12 protein-coding genes are annotated in these 15,024 nt (G+C 60.6%); 5 read left to right on the top strand and 7 right to left on the bottom strand.

Annotated elements, in window-relative coordinates; all coding sequences use genetic code 11:
• Positions 1 to 238: 238 nt before the first annotated feature.
• On the bottom strand, positions 239 to 3,028 hold the full coding sequence (locus O3W47_RS10540) for a bifunctional aconitate hydratase 2/2-methylisocitrate dehydratase (RefSeq protein ID WP_269313669.1): 2,790 nt from the start codon (positions 3,026 to 3,028) through the stop codon (positions 239 to 241).
• Between the two features lie 359 nt (positions 3,029 to 3,387).
• Here O3W47_RS10540 and O3W47_RS10535 point away from each other — a divergent pair, with 359 nt between their 5' ends.
• From O3W47_RS10535 to O3W47_RS10520, 4 genes are read left to right on the top strand one after another with little or no spacing between them, the layout of a single operon-like run.
• The gene (locus tag O3W47_RS10535; protein WP_080818902.1) at positions 3,388 to 3,885 is read left to right on the top strand and encodes a Csu type fimbrial protein; all 498 of its coding nucleotides are present in this window, start codon (positions 3,388 to 3,390) and stop codon (positions 3,883 to 3,885) included.
• A 21-nt stretch (positions 3,886 to 3,906) separates the two neighbouring features.
• Positions 3,907 to 4,626, top strand: a complete 720-nt coding sequence (locus tag O3W47_RS10530) for a fimbrial biogenesis chaperone (protein WP_269313668.1) — start codon at positions 3,907 to 3,909, stop codon at positions 4,624 to 4,626.
• The gene (locus O3W47_RS10525; RefSeq protein ID WP_262530616.1) at positions 4,598 to 7,036 is read left to right on the top strand and encodes a fimbria/pilus outer membrane usher protein; all 2,439 of its coding nucleotides are present in this window, start codon (positions 4,598 to 4,600) and stop codon (positions 7,034 to 7,036) included. The genes O3W47_RS10530 and O3W47_RS10525 overlap by 29 nt, the downstream gene beginning before the upstream one ends.
• Positions 7,033 to 7,983 (top strand): Csu type fimbrial protein, encoded by a 951-nt coding sequence (locus tag O3W47_RS10520; RefSeq protein ID WP_135397716.1) that lies wholly within the window; start codon positions 7,033 to 7,035, stop codon positions 7,981 to 7,983. The genes O3W47_RS10525 and O3W47_RS10520 overlap by 4 nt, the downstream gene beginning before the upstream one ends.
• Here O3W47_RS10520 and O3W47_RS10515 read toward each other — a convergent pair.
• The 5 genes from O3W47_RS10515 to O3W47_RS10495 all read right to left on the bottom strand — a co-directional run bounded on the left by O3W47_RS10515 (position 7,977) and on the right by O3W47_RS10495 (position 14,352).
• Positions 7,977 to 9,584 (bottom strand): ABC-F family ATP-binding cassette domain-containing protein, encoded by a 1,608-nt coding sequence (locus O3W47_RS10515; protein ID WP_269313667.1) that lies wholly within the window; start codon positions 9,582 to 9,584, stop codon positions 7,977 to 7,979. The two genes, O3W47_RS10520 and O3W47_RS10515, sit on opposite strands and share 7 nt — an antisense overlap.
• Positions 9,585 to 9,767: 183 nt before the next feature.
• A complete protein-coding gene (locus O3W47_RS10510; RefSeq protein WP_269313666.1) occupies positions 9,768 to 11,570 on the bottom strand; it encodes an ABC transporter ATP-binding protein in 1,803 nt (600 codons plus the stop codon).
• A 460-nt stretch (positions 11,571 to 12,030) separates the two neighbouring features.
• Positions 12,031 to 13,020, bottom strand: a complete 990-nt coding sequence (locus O3W47_RS10505; RefSeq protein WP_269313665.1) for a Bug family tripartite tricarboxylate transporter substrate binding protein — start codon at positions 13,018 to 13,020, stop codon at positions 12,031 to 12,033.
• 114 nt (positions 13,021 to 13,134) lie between these two features.
• Entirely contained in the window at positions 13,135 to 13,830 is a 696-nt protein-coding gene (locus O3W47_RS10500) for a superoxide dismutase (RefSeq protein ID WP_127757101.1), read from the bottom strand.
• Between the two features lie 195 nt (positions 13,831 to 14,025).
• On the bottom strand, positions 14,026 to 14,352 hold the full coding sequence (locus O3W47_RS10495; protein ID WP_020810616.1) for a GCG_CRPN prefix-to-repeats domain-containing protein: 327 nt from the start codon (positions 14,350 to 14,352) through the stop codon (positions 14,026 to 14,028).
• Between the two features lie 180 nt (positions 14,353 to 14,532).
• Between O3W47_RS10495 and O3W47_RS10490 the strand changes: the two genes are divergently transcribed.
• On the top strand, positions 14,533 to 14,736 hold the full coding sequence (locus tag O3W47_RS10490) for a CsbD family protein (RefSeq protein WP_080818909.1): 204 nt from the start codon (positions 14,533 to 14,535) through the stop codon (positions 14,734 to 14,736).
• Positions 14,737 to 14,784: 48 nt separating this feature from the next.
• On the opposite strand, the gene O3W47_RS10485 is transcribed toward O3W47_RS10490, so the two are convergent.
• Entirely contained in the window at positions 14,785 to 14,967 is a 183-nt protein-coding gene (locus O3W47_RS10485; protein ID WP_020810615.1) for a hypothetical protein, read from the bottom strand.
• Positions 14,968 to 15,024 lie beyond the last annotated feature (57 nt).

The following is a 15,024-nucleotide window of genomic DNA, read 5'->3' as shown; positions in this document are numbered from 1 at the left end:
GCGCTTCGGCGGGAGCTAGATGCAGGTGATACTCGATGCTTTTATCATTCAGTCTGGTTACCGCAAAAAGAGGCCAAGGCCAAGCCGAGACGTGTCTTCAGTCTCCAATGGCCTGGTCGGAGCACTGCAGACCCATAAAAAACAGCGGGGATTTCTCCCCGCTGTCCGCGTTCATTCGGCATTTTCAGTGCATCGCCAGCGCGGAGCCTGTAGCCCACGCACGGCGATAATCACGGCCTCAGTAATGGACCGACTGCGGATCGATCGGCGTTACCTTCGGCGGGGCAAACTTCGTCAGGTCGATCCCTTCGACGGCAGAGCGATATTCCTCGATGCTCGGCGTGCGGCCGAGGATGGCCGAGAGCACAACGACCGGAGTGGAGGCCAGAAGCGATTCACCCTTCTTTTCAGCCGTATCTTCCACCACGCGGCCCTGGAACAGCCGGGTGGAGGTTGCAAGAACGGTGTCGCCCTTTTCGGCCTTTTCCTGGTTGCCCATGCACAGGTTGCAGCCCGGACGTTCGAGATAGAGAATGTTCTCGTATTCCGTCCGGTTGGTGGTTTTCGGCTTCAGATCGTCGAACTCGAAGCCCGAATATTTCTGCAGGATTTCCCAGTCGCCTTCCGCCTTCAGCTCATCGATGATGTTGTAGGTCGGCGCGGCGACGACGAGCGGCGCCTTGAACTCGACCTTGCCTTCGGACTTCTCGATGTTCTTCAGCATCTGGGCGACGATCTTCATATCGCCCTTGTGCACCATGCACGAACCGACGAAACCGAGATCGACCTTCTTGGTACCGCCGTAATAGGAGACCGGGCGGATCGTATCGTGGGTGTAGCGTCGGGACACGTCGTTGTTGTTGACGTCGGGGTCGGCGATCATCGGCTCGTCGATCACGTCCAGATCCACGACGACTTCGGCGAAATATTTCGCATTGTCATCGGGCTTCAGCGCCGGCTTTTCGCCGGAGCGGATTTCGGCAATGCGCTGATCCGCCTTGGCAATCAGTCCCTTGAGCGTCTGGGCGGGGTTGTCCATGCCCTTGTCGATCATGATCTGGATGCGCGACTTGGCGATCTCCAGCGACTCGATCAGCGTTTCGTCCTGCGAGATGCAGATCGACGCCTTGGCCTTCATTTCGGCCGTCCAGTCGGTGAAGGTGAAGGCCTGATCGGCGAGCAGCGTGCCGATATGCACTTCGATGATGCGGCCCTGGAAAACGTTGTCGCCGTGCTGCTTCAGCATCTGCGCCTGCGTGGCGTGCACCACGTCGCGGAAGTCCATATAGGGCTGCATCGTGCCCTTGAAGGTGACCTTGACCGATTGCGGGATCGGCATGGTCGCCTCGCCCGTTGCCAGCGCCAGTGCGACGGTGCCGGAGTCAGCGCCGAAGGCAACGCCCTTGGACATGCGGGTGTGGCTGTCGCCGCCGATGATGATCGCCCAGTCATCCACGGTGATGTCGTTCAGCACCTTGTGGATCACGTCCGTCATGGAGTGATAGGCGCCCTTCGGATCGCGCGCGGTGATGACGCCGAAATTGTTCATGAAAGACATGAGCTTCGGAATATTCGCCTGCGCCTTCTTGTCCCAGACGGACGCCGTGTGGCAACCGGACTGATAGGCGCCGTCCACCAGCGGCGAAATGACGGTGGCCGCCATCGCTTCCAGTTCCTGCGCGGTCATCAGACCAGTCGTATCCTGCGAGCCGACGATGTTGACCTTGACGCGAACGTCGGAGCCGGCGTGCAACACCTTGCCAGGCGTCACGCCAACGGCGTTGCGGTTGAAAATCTTCTCGACGGCGGTGAGACCCTGGCCTTCGATGGAAATTTCCTTGTTGGGTGCGAAGACCGGAGTGGTCTCGACACCGAGCGTTTCAGCCGCGAATGTCTGGAGCTTCTTGCCGAAGACGATAGCGTAAGAGCTGCCGGCCTTCATGAACTCCATCTTCTGGGGCGTGAAGGAAGAGGCGATATCCACCAGTTCCGTGCCGGCCTCGTCGCGCAGCTTGCGGTTCCTGGCGTCGATCTTGAGGACGGTGCCGGTCTCGACCGAATATTTCTGCTCGAGGATCGGGTTGCCATCGTTGTTGAGGATCGGCTTGCCGTCTTCGCCGAGCTTCTTCACCCAGTTCTTCAGGTTGATGCCGATGCCGCCCGTCACATCGACGGTGGTGGCGAAAATCGGCGAGATGCCGTTGGTGCCTGCGACGATGGGGGCGTAATTGACGAAGGGCACATAGGGGCTGGCCTGCTTGCCGGTCCACAGCGCCACGTTGTTGACGCCCGACATGCGCGACGAGCCGACGCCCATCGTGCCCTTTTCGGCGATCATCATCACCCGCTTGTCCGGATGCTGCTTCTGCAGCGCGACGATTTCCGCCTGCGCTTCCGGCGAGATCATACACTGGCCGTGCAGCTGGCGGTCCGAGCGCGAATGCGCCTGATTGCCGGGAGACAGGAGGTCGGTGGAAATATCGCCTTCGGCGGCAATGAAGGTGACGATCTTGATCTCGTCTTCGACATCCGGAAGCTTGGTGAAGAATTCGGCCTTGGCGTAGCTTTCCAGCACGGCCTTGGCGATGGCGTTGCCGGCCTTGTAGGCGTCGCGCAGGCGGAACATGTCGGCATCGTAAAGGAAGACCTGCGTCTTCAGCACTTCGCCGGCCTCAGTGGCAATCGCAGCATCGTTACCGAGCGCGATATCGAGCAGCACCTTGATCGACGGGCCGCCCTTCATGTGCGACAGCAGCTCCAGCGCGAAGGAAGGCGTGATCTCCGGCACGACGACTTCGCCGAGGATGATCTGCTTCAGGAAGGCCGCCTTGACGCCGGCGGCGCTCGTGGTGCCCGGCAGGGTGTTGTAGATGAAGAATTTCAGGGCATCAGCGCGGTGCTCGCTGCCCGCATCCTTGATCAGCTCGATAATCTCGGCCGTCAGTGCACCGTCATCGATCGGCTTGGGCGCGAGACCCTGTGGTTCTCTGCTTTTGATTTCAGCCAGGTAATCCAAGTAAAGGTTCATCGCAATCCCAACGTCATGATGTCTATGGGGCCGAACACAGCGTCACCGAACGGTACTGTTGATCGGCCCGGGTTTCTATCGATTTCGAGTACGCCAACCGGGGCCGGCTGACAAGATGTCGCATTTCAGTAAAAAACTCGTAGACGGGATTTAGCGTCGATCCTGTGCTTTGCAATCGCGCCGCGACACTTTTGATTGTGGCGCCCACTGCATTTCAGCCAGTGGTTTTTCAGGCATTCGCCATTAAGGATTTATTAACCAAATCGGTACGAGTATTAGATTATTCTAATTACCCGTTATTGGCGTAATTCCATGTTGCGCACCGAAAAATCAGCAGCGCAGCAGCTTGGGGAGGCAGCATGAAGTTTGCAGCATCAGGCTATCTATTATCGTTTGCGGCGCTGGTTCTCACGCCGGCATCGGGCGTCGCGCAGGTCGCCACGACGAATTTCAACGTCCAGATCACCATTCAGGCGGCGTGCCAGATCAATTCCGCCGGTAACCTCAATTTCGGCACCAATGGCGTGATCGGCAGCAATATCGATGCGACCAGCGATATCATCGTGCAATGCACGGCCAGCACACCCTTCAGTCTGGGTCTCAGCGCCGGCGCCGGCTCGGGGGCGACGGTCGCCAACCGTCTGATGACATCGCCTGCGGGTGCGACCATTTCCTACTCGCTTTATACGACTGCGGCACATAGCACGGTGTGGGGGAACACCGTGGGAACGGACCGGCAAACGGGAACCGGAACCGGGGCGCCGCAGACATTCACTGTCTTTGGGCGCGTTCCCGCCCAGACGACACCCGCGGTCGGCGTCTATACCGATACGGTGACGGCCACGCTCAACTACTGATCGCCACAGGGAGGATCGCGCATGCGTGTTTTTACCTTAGCGGCTGCGTTTTTTGCCGGTTTGAGTGTTTCACCTTCACAGTCTGCCTCGCTACGGGTCGCACCCGTGCTTCTGGATCTTAAAGCGCCCACCGCGGCCTCCAGCCTCCGCATCTGGAACGATGCGAAAACCCCGATCAACGTTCAGGTCAGGATATTCCGCTGGACCCAGCAGAATGGGCAGGACGTCTATACGGCGGCGCAGGACGTCGTCGCCAGCCCGCCGATGACGCAACTGAAGGGAGGCGCGGAAAACCTCATCCGCATCGTCCGGCTTTCCAAGGCGCCGCTTCAAGCCGAAGAGAGTTACCGCGTCATCGTCGACGAATTGCCACCGGCGGGAAGACCGCAATCCGGCACGGTCAATCTGGTGGTGCGCCACTCCATACCCGTTTTCTTCTCACCCGCCTCCACAGGCGATGCGGAACCGGCCTGGAAGGTAACGCCGCAGGGCAATGGCTACCGGGTCTCGGTGTCCAACACGGGCGCAAAGCGGATAAGGATCGCCAACCTGATGCTTTCCGGCAGCAACGGGCAGGCGATTGCCCGGCAGCAGGGGCTGGTGGGATATGTGCTTGGCGGATCCGCCGCAAGCTTTGTGGTTCCGGCAACGGGCGGCAAAAAAGGCGGCGGCACGCTGAAGATTTCGGCAGACAGCGAAGGCGGCCCCGTCAATGCGACGGCGCGCGTCTCGGGCGGCTGATCTCGCCGTTTTGACGATTGCCGCTCTGACGGTCATTTCATCGGGCAGTTTCTCCGTGGCGCAGGATATTCCCCCTGCGGCGCAACCGGCCTCTTTTGCCGCAAAAGAAGCGGGACAGTTGCAGCTCGAAGTCTACATCAACGATGTTTCGACAGAACTGATCGCCACATTTCGTCAAAACGACGCCGGATCGTTTCTCATCGAGCCGGAACAGCTCACGAATATCGGGATTTCCCCGGTTGAGAGCGCTGCCGGCGATGATGGCTGGATCGATGTTTCCCGGTTGCCGGATGTGGTGGCGCGTTACGATGAAGGCAGCCAGTCCATGCATTTCACCCTGCCGATGGCGGCGCGGGCGAACAGGGTGATCGACGCCTCCGGCAAGATTGCGCAGGAAGAAGACGAAGAGACCCGGGAAAAGGCCACGAGCGATTTTGGAGGTCTGGTGAATTACACGATCTACGGTTCCTCCGGCGGCAACAAATGGTCGGATATCGCCGATTTCAACGGTGTCTCGGCCCTTTTGGAAAGCAGGGCCTTCGGTCCACTCGGCGTGCTGTCCTCATCGCAGGTTCTGAGCACGTCCCGCCTGTCGGAGTTCGATACCCAGCGCCTCGATACCACGTGGAGCTATTCGGACGAGGACACGCTGACGAGCTATCGGGCCGGCGACCTCATCACCGGCGGGCTGAGCTGGACACGCCCGACACGGCTGGGCGGCCTGCAGATACGCCGTAATTTCGACCTGCGGCCGGATATCGTCACCATGCCGATGCCGGAATTCGCCGGTTCCGCCGCCGTGCCCTCCACCGTCGACGTCTATGTCAACAATGTCCGCCGCCTGTCGCAGGATGTTCCCGAAGGGCCGTTCTCGATCACCAATCTCCCTGTCATCAGCGGCGCGGGCAATGCGCGGCTGGTGGTGCGGGATGCGCTGGGGCGCGAAACCGTGTCCGAAACGCCCTTTTATGCGTCACCGGACCTGCTGGCGCAGGGTCTCATCGATTTTTCGGCCGAGCTTGGCTTTGCCCGGCGCAATTACGGAACCTCGTCTTTCGATTACGATGACAAACCGCTGGGGTCTGCGACGCTGCGTTATGGCGTGTCGGACAGTCTGACGCTGGAAGGCCATGCGGAAGGCGGCGAGAATTTCTACAATATCGGCTTTGGCGGCGTCTTCACCCTTGGAGCGCAGGGATTGGCGGCGGTTTCGGGCGCATCGAGCCGCTTTGGCGCGGAAAGCGGTTATCAGCTTTCCGCAAGCGTCGAAGCGGAATTGCTGGGGGTAAAATTTCACGCGCGGTCGCAAAGGACATTCGGCGATTATCACGATATGGCCTCCGTCTCCGCCGACCTGTCCGATATCCGCACGGTATCCGGGCTGCTGAGCGCGCGGCCGCCGCGTGCCCTCGACCAGATTTCCGTTTCCACCCCGCTCGGTTTTGATGAGACCAGCCTCAATTTCTCCTATACCGAACTCGAAACCTTCGATGAAAGACGATCCCGGCTGCTCGGCCTTTCCGCCACGCGGCCGTTCGGCGAGAACGGCAATATCTTCATCACCGCCTATAAGGATCTCGAGGACAACAAATCCTACGGCATCTTCGCGGGCCTCTCCTGGTCGTTCGGCGGCGGCGTCTCCGGCTCGGCCGGCATGTCGTCGGATGCGGATGGATATTCGCTGACGGCCGAGGTCGGCAAATCCGAAGAGCAGGCCGAGGGAAGTTATGGCTGGCGCCTGCGCGGCTCGACCGGCGGCAACGATATCGCTTCCGTTTCCGGCAGTTACCGCGGCAGCGCCGCACGCGTTTCGGCCGGCGTCGATCAATTCAACCGCACGACGCAGGCCTATGCGCAGATCGAGGGATCGATCGCGCTCGCCGGCGGCGATGTCTTTGTCGGCAACCGGATCGATGACGCTTTCGCCGTGGTGGATGCGGGCGCGCCCGGTGTCGATATCCTTTTGGAAAACCGCCCCATTGGCCAGACCAACCGCCGCGGCAAGATATTGCTCCCGAACCTGCGTTCCTATGACGTCAACAACATCACGCTCGACCCGAGCAATCTTCCGGTCGACGCCCGCATCGACCGGACGAAACAGACCGTCAGGCCGACGCAACAGGCCGGCGCGGTGGTCAATTTCAAGGTGGAAACCGAGGGTCAGGTAGCGCTGGTGACGCTGAAAGACGAGAACGGCGAATTCATCGAAACCGGATCGACCGGCAAAATCGACGGCAAGCGCGATTTCATCGTCGGTTATGACGGACAGGCCTATCTCGACAATATCAGCGAAACCCATCGGCTGCGCATCATGCAGCCGACGAAGGGCGAATGCGAAGCACAGATCACCCTCCCCTCTGCTGGCAACTCACGCGCAACTTTCGAAACCCTATGCAGGAGCATCCAATGAAGGTCCTGACCCGTGCCGCCCTTGCCATCGCCGCTTTCCTCCCGGCTTCACCGGTACTGGCGCAAAGCTGCACCTTCAGCATGTCGGACATGAATTTCGGCTTCGTCAATCTTGCAAGCGGCAGCGCCGTGGACACGACGGCGACATTGTCAGTCACCTGCTCCAACCCCCTGTCGCTGGCGCTTTCCATCCGCATCTGCCCCAATATCAATGCCGGAAGCGGCGGGCAGTCGGGCGGCATCCGTCGCATGCTTCAGGGCAGCAACATCCTCAATTACCAGCTTTACCAGAACTCGGCGCGGACAACCTCATGGGGATCGGTCACGCAGCCCGCACTCGGCTCGCCTCCGCCAATCGACATGGCGCTGCCGCTCCTGATCAACACCACGAGCCGCACGGTCTATGGCCGGATCATCGCCGGTCAGGCCTCGGCAGCGCGCGGCCTTTATCTTTCCAGCTTCGCCGGCGCGGAAACGAGCTTCACCTATACGACCTTTACCCTGCTTGCACCGAGCTGCTCTTCCGTGAACCAGAACCCCACGCAGGTGCCGTTCAACGTGTCGGCCGCAGTGGCGCCCACATGCATCATCTCGGCCCAGAACATCGATTTCGGCAGTCATGGCGTGCTGAACACGGCAGTCAATGCGACTGGAGCGATCAATCTGACCTGCACCACCAATCTGAACTACAGTGTGGCGCTCAATGGCGGACTGAGCAACAGCCCGCCAGCCGCGCGCCAGATGGTGCAGGCGGGCGGATCGATAACCTATGGTCTCTACCGCGATGTGAACCGCACGAATGTCTGGGGAAGTGCGGCGGGCGAGATAGCCACCGGCACCGGAACGGGCAGCCTGCAGACATTGACCGTCTATGGCCGCGTCCCGGCGCAGAACACGCCAGCGCCGGGAAACTACTCCGATACGGTCGTCGTGACGGTGAACTACTGAGAAATCGAACGCATCTCTGACTTCCCAAGTTCAAGCCGCCGATCGATACCAATGGCGGCGAGGAACGCCTCATCGTGGCTGGCCACGAGCAAGGCGCCATCATAGGCCTGAAGGCCAGCCTCCACCGCCGCGATGGAATCGATATCCAGATGGTTGGTCGGCTCGTCGAGGATCAGCAATTGCGGAGGCTGGGAGCCTCCCAGAACACAGGCGAGACCGGCCCTGAGCATCTGCCCGCCCGAAAGCGTTGCAACGATCTGCAAGGCGGCATCGGCACGAAACATGAAGCGTGCAAGCGCGGAGCGGCAGGCATTCTCCCCGGCCTTAGGGTTAAGCCGAAGGAAGTTGTCGCGGATTGACAGGCTCGCATCGAGCAGGCTGACCTGCTGGTCGAGAAACACGGACTTCACCCCGACATGCACCGCGCCTTCGAATGGCGGCAAGTCCCCCGTGATCACCGAAAGCAGCGTCGTTTTTCCAGACCCGTTCGGACCGGTGACGGCAACGCGTTGCGGCCCGGTGATCTCGAAGGACAGATCGCGAAGCACGGGGTGTTCGGCCCGATGCCCCGCGGTCAGGTTCTGCAGGCTGAGCACGGTTTTTGTCGCGTGCAGCCCGCTGGGCGGCAATGTGACACTGACGCCCTGCAGGATTTCGATCCGCTCACGCGCCGTCTTCAGGTCTTCGGTCGCCTCGGCCGTCAGGCGGCTGGCCAGATTGGCGTTGTCGCCGCTCGTCTTTTCGGCACGCCTCTTCATCGCACCGACAAGGATACGGGGCATGTCTCCCCTCGCCGCTTTTGCAGCACCCCTGCTATCGCGGCGGGCCTTGCGCTCCAGCGCCTCCTGCGATCTGCGTTTTACCTCGGACAGACGTTTTTCCGCATTCGCGAAGTCCTGTTCGGCGGCGGCCAGTTCCAGCGCTTTTTGTGCGCGGTAGTGGCTCCAGTTGCCGCCATAACGGGTGGCACCGAGCGTGGTCATTTCCACAATCGCATCGAGGGTTTCGAGAAGCTCCCGATCATGGCTGACGACGATCGCTCCACCGCGCCAGCCCGCCAGAAAATCGGCAACGAAAATGCGCCCGTCCCGGTCGAGATTGTTGGTCGGTTCGTCGAGGATCAGGAAATCCGGCGCGGCATGGATTTGAGCCGCAAGTGCGGCCCGCGTGCGCTGTCCGCCGGACAGCGCCGAAAGCGGCGTGGAGGGCAAGGCGTCCAACCCGACCTGCGCGAGCGCCCCGGCAATTTTCTCCTCCAGCATCCAGTCGATGTCTTCAAGCTCTTCCAGAGTGGCCGTTCCCGCCTGCGCACGGGCAAGCACCTCCAGCGCCTCACGCGCTTCGAACAGGTCGGCGACGGTCTCGTCGGACACGACCTGCACGCTCTGGCGTAGAAGATTGACGCTGCCCGAGACGGAAACCGCGCCCGCGGACGGCGACAGTTCGCCGGCGATCAGTTTCAGGAGCGTCGTCTTGCCGACACCGTTACGCCCGACGAGGCCGGTGCGTTCGGGTCCGAAGCGAAGATTTATGTTAGAAAAGAGCGGATGACCGTCAGGTGTCGACCACGAGAGGTCCGAGAGAGTGATGGAATGCGGCATGGATATGGGTTCCCCTGATGACAAGGCGTTGCGGCTTTGTGATCGGGTGGAAATCCATGGTTCACCGTCCTGTTGGTGTTGCGCAGAACACGCCATTACGCGAAAAAAGCGGCGTGTTCGTGGCGCGGGGTCAATGTTCGGGAAGGGAACGCCGGGAGTATACCCCCCGGCGTTTCGTTTTTTTCAGGCCACCAGGCCCTTGGTCAGCTCCAGCGCCTGCCGTTCGAACAGCCGACGGTAGATGCCGTCATTGAGGCGGATCAGCGCCTGATGGTCACCCTCTTCGACAATCCTGCCCCTGTCGAACACCAGCAGCCGGTCCAGCGCCCTGACCGTGGAGAGCCGATGGGCGATGACGAGCGTGGTGCGGCCGACCATCAGCCGTTCCATCGCCTGCTGGATCTGCACTTCGCTTTCGCTGTCGAGGCTGGAAGTGGCCTCGTCCAGTATCAGCACCGGCGCATCCGCAAGGAATGCACGGGCGATGGCGACACGCTGACGCTCACCGCCGGACAGCTTGACACCGCGTTCACCCACCATCGTCTCATAACCCTTGGGAAGGGACATGATGAAATCATGGGCGCTGGCCTGTTTCGCCGCCTGCTCGATCTGACGCCGCGTGGCATCCGGCCGGCCATAGGCGATGTTTTCCGCCAGCGTGCGGTGGAACAGGATGGGTTCCTGTTGCACGATGGCGATCTGGCCGCGCAGGCTCGATTGCGTGACCCCGGCGATATTCTGGCCGTCGATGCGGATCGCGCCCGACTTGATGTCGTAAAGCCGCTGGATGAGCTTGACGAAGGTTGTCTTGCCCGAACCGGAATGGCCGACCAGACCCACCCGTTCACCCGCCTTGATGGTGACCGAAAAGTCATCGTAGAGCGGCGTGGGATGCGCGCCATACTGGAAGGTGACGTGATCGAAGACGATCTCGCCCTTTCCGATCCTGATCGGCCCTGCATCCGGCCTGTCTTCGATGCCGAGCGGCATCTTGTCCAGCAGCACCAGCTCTTCCATGTCGTTGACGGCGCGTTGCAGGTTGCGAATATCCTGCCCCACATCGCGCAGATAACCCTGCAACACGAAGAACATCGCCAGTACGAAGGTAATGTCGCCCGGCGTCGCAAGCCCCTTTTGCCACATGATGAGGCCCGTACCCAGAATGCCGGCCTGCATGGAGACCATCATGAAGCTCTGGATCGTGCCGTTCAGCGTGCCACGCTTCCATGTCCTGCGCGTGCGGTTATCCCACTTCACCAGCACATGGCCCAGCCGCGTTTCCTCGCGGGTCTCGGCACCAAAGGCCTTGACCACCGAATTGCAGCTGATGGCATCTGCCAGCGCGCCGCCAAGTCTGGTATCCCAGGCATTGGCAAGCCTTGCCGCCGGCGACACATACCCCATGGAAAGGCCGACGGTGACGCCGATATAGATCAGCGATCCGAGACCGACGATCAGGCCCATGACCGGCCAATAGCTGCCGAGCACGATGGTGGCGCCCACCAGCATGACGATAGAAGGCAAAAGCGCGACGAGCAGCAGGTCGTTTAGCGAATCCAGCGCCCACATGCCGCGCGTGATCTTGCGGACCGTGGAGCCGGCGAAGCTGTTGGCATGCCAGTCGGTGGAGAAACGCTGCACCTTGTGGAAGCCGTTATTGGCGACATCCGCCATGATCTTCAGCGTCAGCCGGATGATGCCGTTGAAGATGAACCAGCGCAGCACCACGCTCACCAGCCCCAGCGCCACCACGATGACGAAGGCGCGCAGCGCCTTGCCCGCGCCGTTGCCGGCCCCGGCGCCATCGGCAATGGCATCGACGATCTGGCCGGAAAAGACCGGCACCATCACTTCGGCCAGCGTGCTGGCAATCACCAGAACGATGATGAAACCCACCAGCGCCGGCCGATGACGCCAATGGTTGAAAACAAAGCCGAGCACATGTCGATAGGCATCGGCGCGGAAATCGAGCTTCTTGCGAGTCATTTTTACCAGCCCAGCGCCCTATAATCGGCGACCGGTCCTCAAAACGGAAGTTGGATGGCACAGCCCGGGCGGGAGACGAAGTGATCCCGTCAGATCAATCGGGCTATGGGGGAAGTAAAACCGCATGTCGGGCGCGCTCAAGGCGGGCCGCGAATGGATATGACCTAGTGTCGGGTCATTCCCTGCGGGAGGGTTTCGAAGAATGCTGGTGTCATGCAACGCCTCCCTTTGTTCGATCTGACGCGGTAATGAGATTTGTAACTCAGCGGTTGAAGCTTGCCAAGCGGGTTTTTGCAACCGGCTGGTGAGTGATGCGGAAACGCCACACCGGCTGGGTGCGACACTATAAATCGTGGCCGATGCGATAACGGCATCGGCCACGATTTCGTCAGGTCGTTATTTCCGTCCGCAACCGGCAGGACGTGCGGCGGAAAATCGCGATGGTATCTGCCGTTACCGGTCAGTCCATCTGCACATTCGCATCCTTGACAACCGGTCCCCACTTGGCGATTTCCGCCGCAACGTGGGTTTTCAGCTCATCCGGCGAAGAGGCGACGATCTTGGCGCTGAATTCCGCCATGCGTGCGGCAACCCCCGGATCGGCAAGCGCCTTCTTGGCGGCGGCATTCAGCTTGTCGACCACCTCAGCCGGTGTGCCGGCAGGCGCAAAGAGTGCATTCCAGGTGTAGGTCTCATAACCCGGCACCGTCTCGGCGATTGTCGGCAGATCCGGGAAGGACGAGGCGCGCTCCTTGGTCGTGACGCCGAGCGCCCGCAACGTGCCGGATTTGATATGTCCGGACGAAGAAGGCAGATTGTCGAACATGATGGAAATCTGGTTGCCGAGCAGATCGTTAAGCGCCGGGCCTGCGCCCTTGTTGGGAACATGCTGCATGCTGACACCGGCCATGCTCTTGAACAGCTCGCCGGAAAGATGCAGCGGGGTGCCATTGCCGGAAGAGGCATAGGCGTGTTTGTCCGGCTCGGCCTTCAAGAGAGCAATCAGTTCCGCCACGCTGTTGACGTTGAGCTTCGGATTGACGACCAGCACATTCGGCACCACCACGAGCAGCGAAACCGGCGTGAAGTCCTTTTCCGGATCGTAAGGCTTGGTCTTGAGAATAAGCGGGTTGAGGGCGTGGGTGGCAACCGTGCCCATCAGGATCGTATAGCCGTCGGGATCGGCGCGGGCCACGCGGTCGGCACCGAGATTGCCGCCGGCCCCGGCGACATTTTCAACGACGATCTGCTGGCCGAGCTCATCACCCATCTTCTGTGCGATAACACGCGCGACCACATCGGTGGAGCCGCCCGCCGCGAAAGGAACGACCAGAGTAATCGTTCGATCGGGGAAGCCCTGCGCGACCGCAGCCGTTCCCAGCATGCCGAAAGAAACCGCCGCAGCGGCAAGTTTCAGCACCATGCGCCGTTTTGAAGACCGGTAAATCATGAACCCTCCTGTAACATGGCCTCCTCGCCATGGGTGCATAGTAGCTAAAATGCACCTCAGGGCAACCCGCAGGCGGCCGGCCGCTCCCGGCATGTTTCAGGAGAAAGAGGATCGTTATGATTTCAGGCGCTCTTCGACGACCCGCCAGTTGACCAGCTTGTCGAGCACGGCGCGAATATGTTCGGCCTTGCGATTTTCATAATCGACGTAATAGGCATGCTCCCATATGTCGATGCCGAGATAGGCCGGGCGACCGACAGCGACGGGATTTTTGCCGTCCTCATATCCGATCAGTGCGAGCCGGTCGTCGTCGCCGCGCGTCAACCAGACCCAGCCGGTGCCAAAGACCGTATCGGAAACATCGACCGCGCGTTTGATGAAACCATCATAGCCACCGAAGGTCTCGTCTACCGAAGCGGCGAGATCGCCCGTCGGCCGGTTCGGCCCGCCCGGTACGAACTGATCCCAATAGGCAACATGGTTCCACGCCTGTGCGGCATTGTTGAAGATCTTGACGTCCGCCGCCTCTTTCGATTTGGCGGATTGCGTCACGATATCCGCCAGCTCCATGTCGGCATAGGGCGTGCCGGCGGCAAGCGCGTTCAGCTTGTCGTAATAGGCCTTGTGGTGTTTTCCATAATGAAGACCCACCGTTTTCGCCGAAATCACTGGCGCGAGATCGGCCTCGGCGAAAGGAAGTTTGGGCTGCGTCAAGGGCAGCGCGGCACGCGCGACGTGCGGGCGGGGAAAGATTGCAGCGGCGGCGGTTGCTGCGCTGGCGGTGAGAATGGTGCGTCTGGTGATGTCCATCGTATCCTCCTTATGAACGGTGATACGGCACTAACCCCGAACTGCCGTCCGGGTTTCCTCACATTGAATGCAATTCTGTCTAAGGCCGTGCGGATTTGCAGCAGGGACGCTGTATTCACACCCTTCCCAAGGGCGAACGGACCTCACCGGCCCATATGGAAAAGGCCCTCCCGACGCGGAGAGGGCCTTGCCCGATCAGTATCGATAATAATCGCGACGGTCGCGGTAGTCGCGATAATCTCTGCGGTCGCGCCACTCACGCCATTCCCGTCTGGCCTGACGCTCGCGCCATTCACGGCGAGCTTCCCAGCGGTCGCGCCGGTCCCAGCCGCGCTCATAACGCGGTCCGTTCGGACGGCAATAGCCGCGCGGGGTCAAATGGAACCCGCGTCCGCAGGCATAATCCACCTTTTGAATGTGGGATGCCGAAGGTGCGGACGGTTGACCGACAGGCATGGCGTTGGCGCCGGTGCCGAACAGGGCGCCGAGAATTAGTCCGGCGGTTAGAATCATCTTGCGCATCTTATCTCCCTCCTTGTGGGATGAGGGGATTTAGCGCCCGGCCGGGTGAACTGCGGCTGAATGAATCGTGATCTTTTCGTGGCAGCAGGCCACAGTTGCGCCGAACATTCCGGCCGCCGGAGGGAACCCTGCGCAGCTTTGGACATTTACCGGTGCAAGCCAAAAAATGGGAGAGCACCAATGGATTGGAACCGCGTTGAAGGCAACTGGAAGCAGATGAAGGGCAAGGTCAAGGAGCAGTGGGGCAAACTCACCGACGACGACCTCGACGTCATCAACGGCAAGCGCGACCAGCTCGAAGGCAAGATTCAGGAGCGCTACGGTTACGAAAAGGACCGGGCCAGGAAAGATATCGACGACTGGTATGGCCGTCAGCCCTGGTAAGACGAGACCCCGCTTCGGCGGGGTTTTTCTTTGCGAAAAATTCTTCGGTCAGCTGGCAAGGGCCAGAACAAACGCGATGACGATCAGCAAAGGCCCCATCCACCTGAAGTGACGAACAACCGGCGGCTGATTGACCGTGTTTTTTGACAGCGGCAGATAACCGAAGCCGACACATGTCATCCACAGGCCGGCACAAAACATGATGAATTCGTCGATATAGGCTGCGATCATCGCTCCCCTCCCTCCAATGCTGTTGCGATCACTCTATCTCCCCGGCAACGCCTTTAG

The organism is Agrobacterium sp. LMR679 (genome assembly GCF_027157905.1).
Lineage (GTDB): Bacteria > Pseudomonadota > Alphaproteobacteria > Rhizobiales > Rhizobiaceae > Agrobacterium > Agrobacterium leguminum.
This window is presented reverse-complemented; position numbering and strand designations above follow the sequence as displayed.

Excerpts from the sequence above, each read along its gene's own strand:
- O3W47_RS10540 (WP_269313669.1), bottom strand. The coding sequence starts at position 3,028 with ATGAACCTTTACTTGGATTACCTGGCTGAAATCAAAAGCAGAGAACCA.
- O3W47_RS10535 (WP_080818902.1), top strand. The coding sequence starts at position 3,388 with ATGAAGTTTGCAGCATCAGGCTATCTATTATCGTTTGCGGCGCTGGTT.
- O3W47_RS10530 (WP_269313668.1), top strand. The coding sequence starts at position 3,907 with ATGCGTGTTTTTACCTTAGCGGCTGCGTTTTTTGCCGGTTTGAGTGTT.
- O3W47_RS10525 (WP_262530616.1), top strand. The coding sequence starts at position 4,598 with ATGCGACGGCGCGCGTCTCGGGCGGCTGATCTCGCCGTTTTGACGATT.
- O3W47_RS10520 (WP_135397716.1), top strand. The coding sequence starts at position 7,033 with ATGAAGGTCCTGACCCGTGCCGCCCTTGCCATCGCCGCTTTCCTCCCG.
- O3W47_RS10515 (WP_269313667.1), bottom strand. The coding sequence starts at position 9,584 with ATGCCGCATTCCATCACTCTCTCGGACCTCTCGTGGTCGACACCTGAC.
- O3W47_RS10510 (WP_269313666.1), bottom strand. The coding sequence starts at position 11,570 with ATGACTCGCAAGAAGCTCGATTTCCGCGCCGATGCCTATCGACATGTG.
- O3W47_RS10505 (WP_269313665.1), bottom strand. The coding sequence starts at position 13,020 with ATGATTTACCGGTCTTCAAAACGGCGCATGGTGCTGAAACTTGCCGCT.
- O3W47_RS10500 (WP_127757101.1), bottom strand. The coding sequence starts at position 13,830 with ATGGACATCACCAGACGCACCATTCTCACCGCCAGCGCAGCAACCGCC.
- O3W47_RS10495 (WP_020810616.1), bottom strand. The coding sequence starts at position 14,352 with ATGCGCAAGATGATTCTAACCGCCGGACTAATTCTCGGCGCCCTGTTC.
- O3W47_RS10490 (WP_080818909.1), top strand. The coding sequence starts at position 14,533 with ATGGATTGGAACCGCGTTGAAGGCAACTGGAAGCAGATGAAGGGCAAG.
- O3W47_RS10485 (WP_020810615.1), bottom strand. The coding sequence starts at position 14,967 with ATGATCGCAGCCTATATCGACGAATTCATCATGTTTTGTGCCGGCCTG.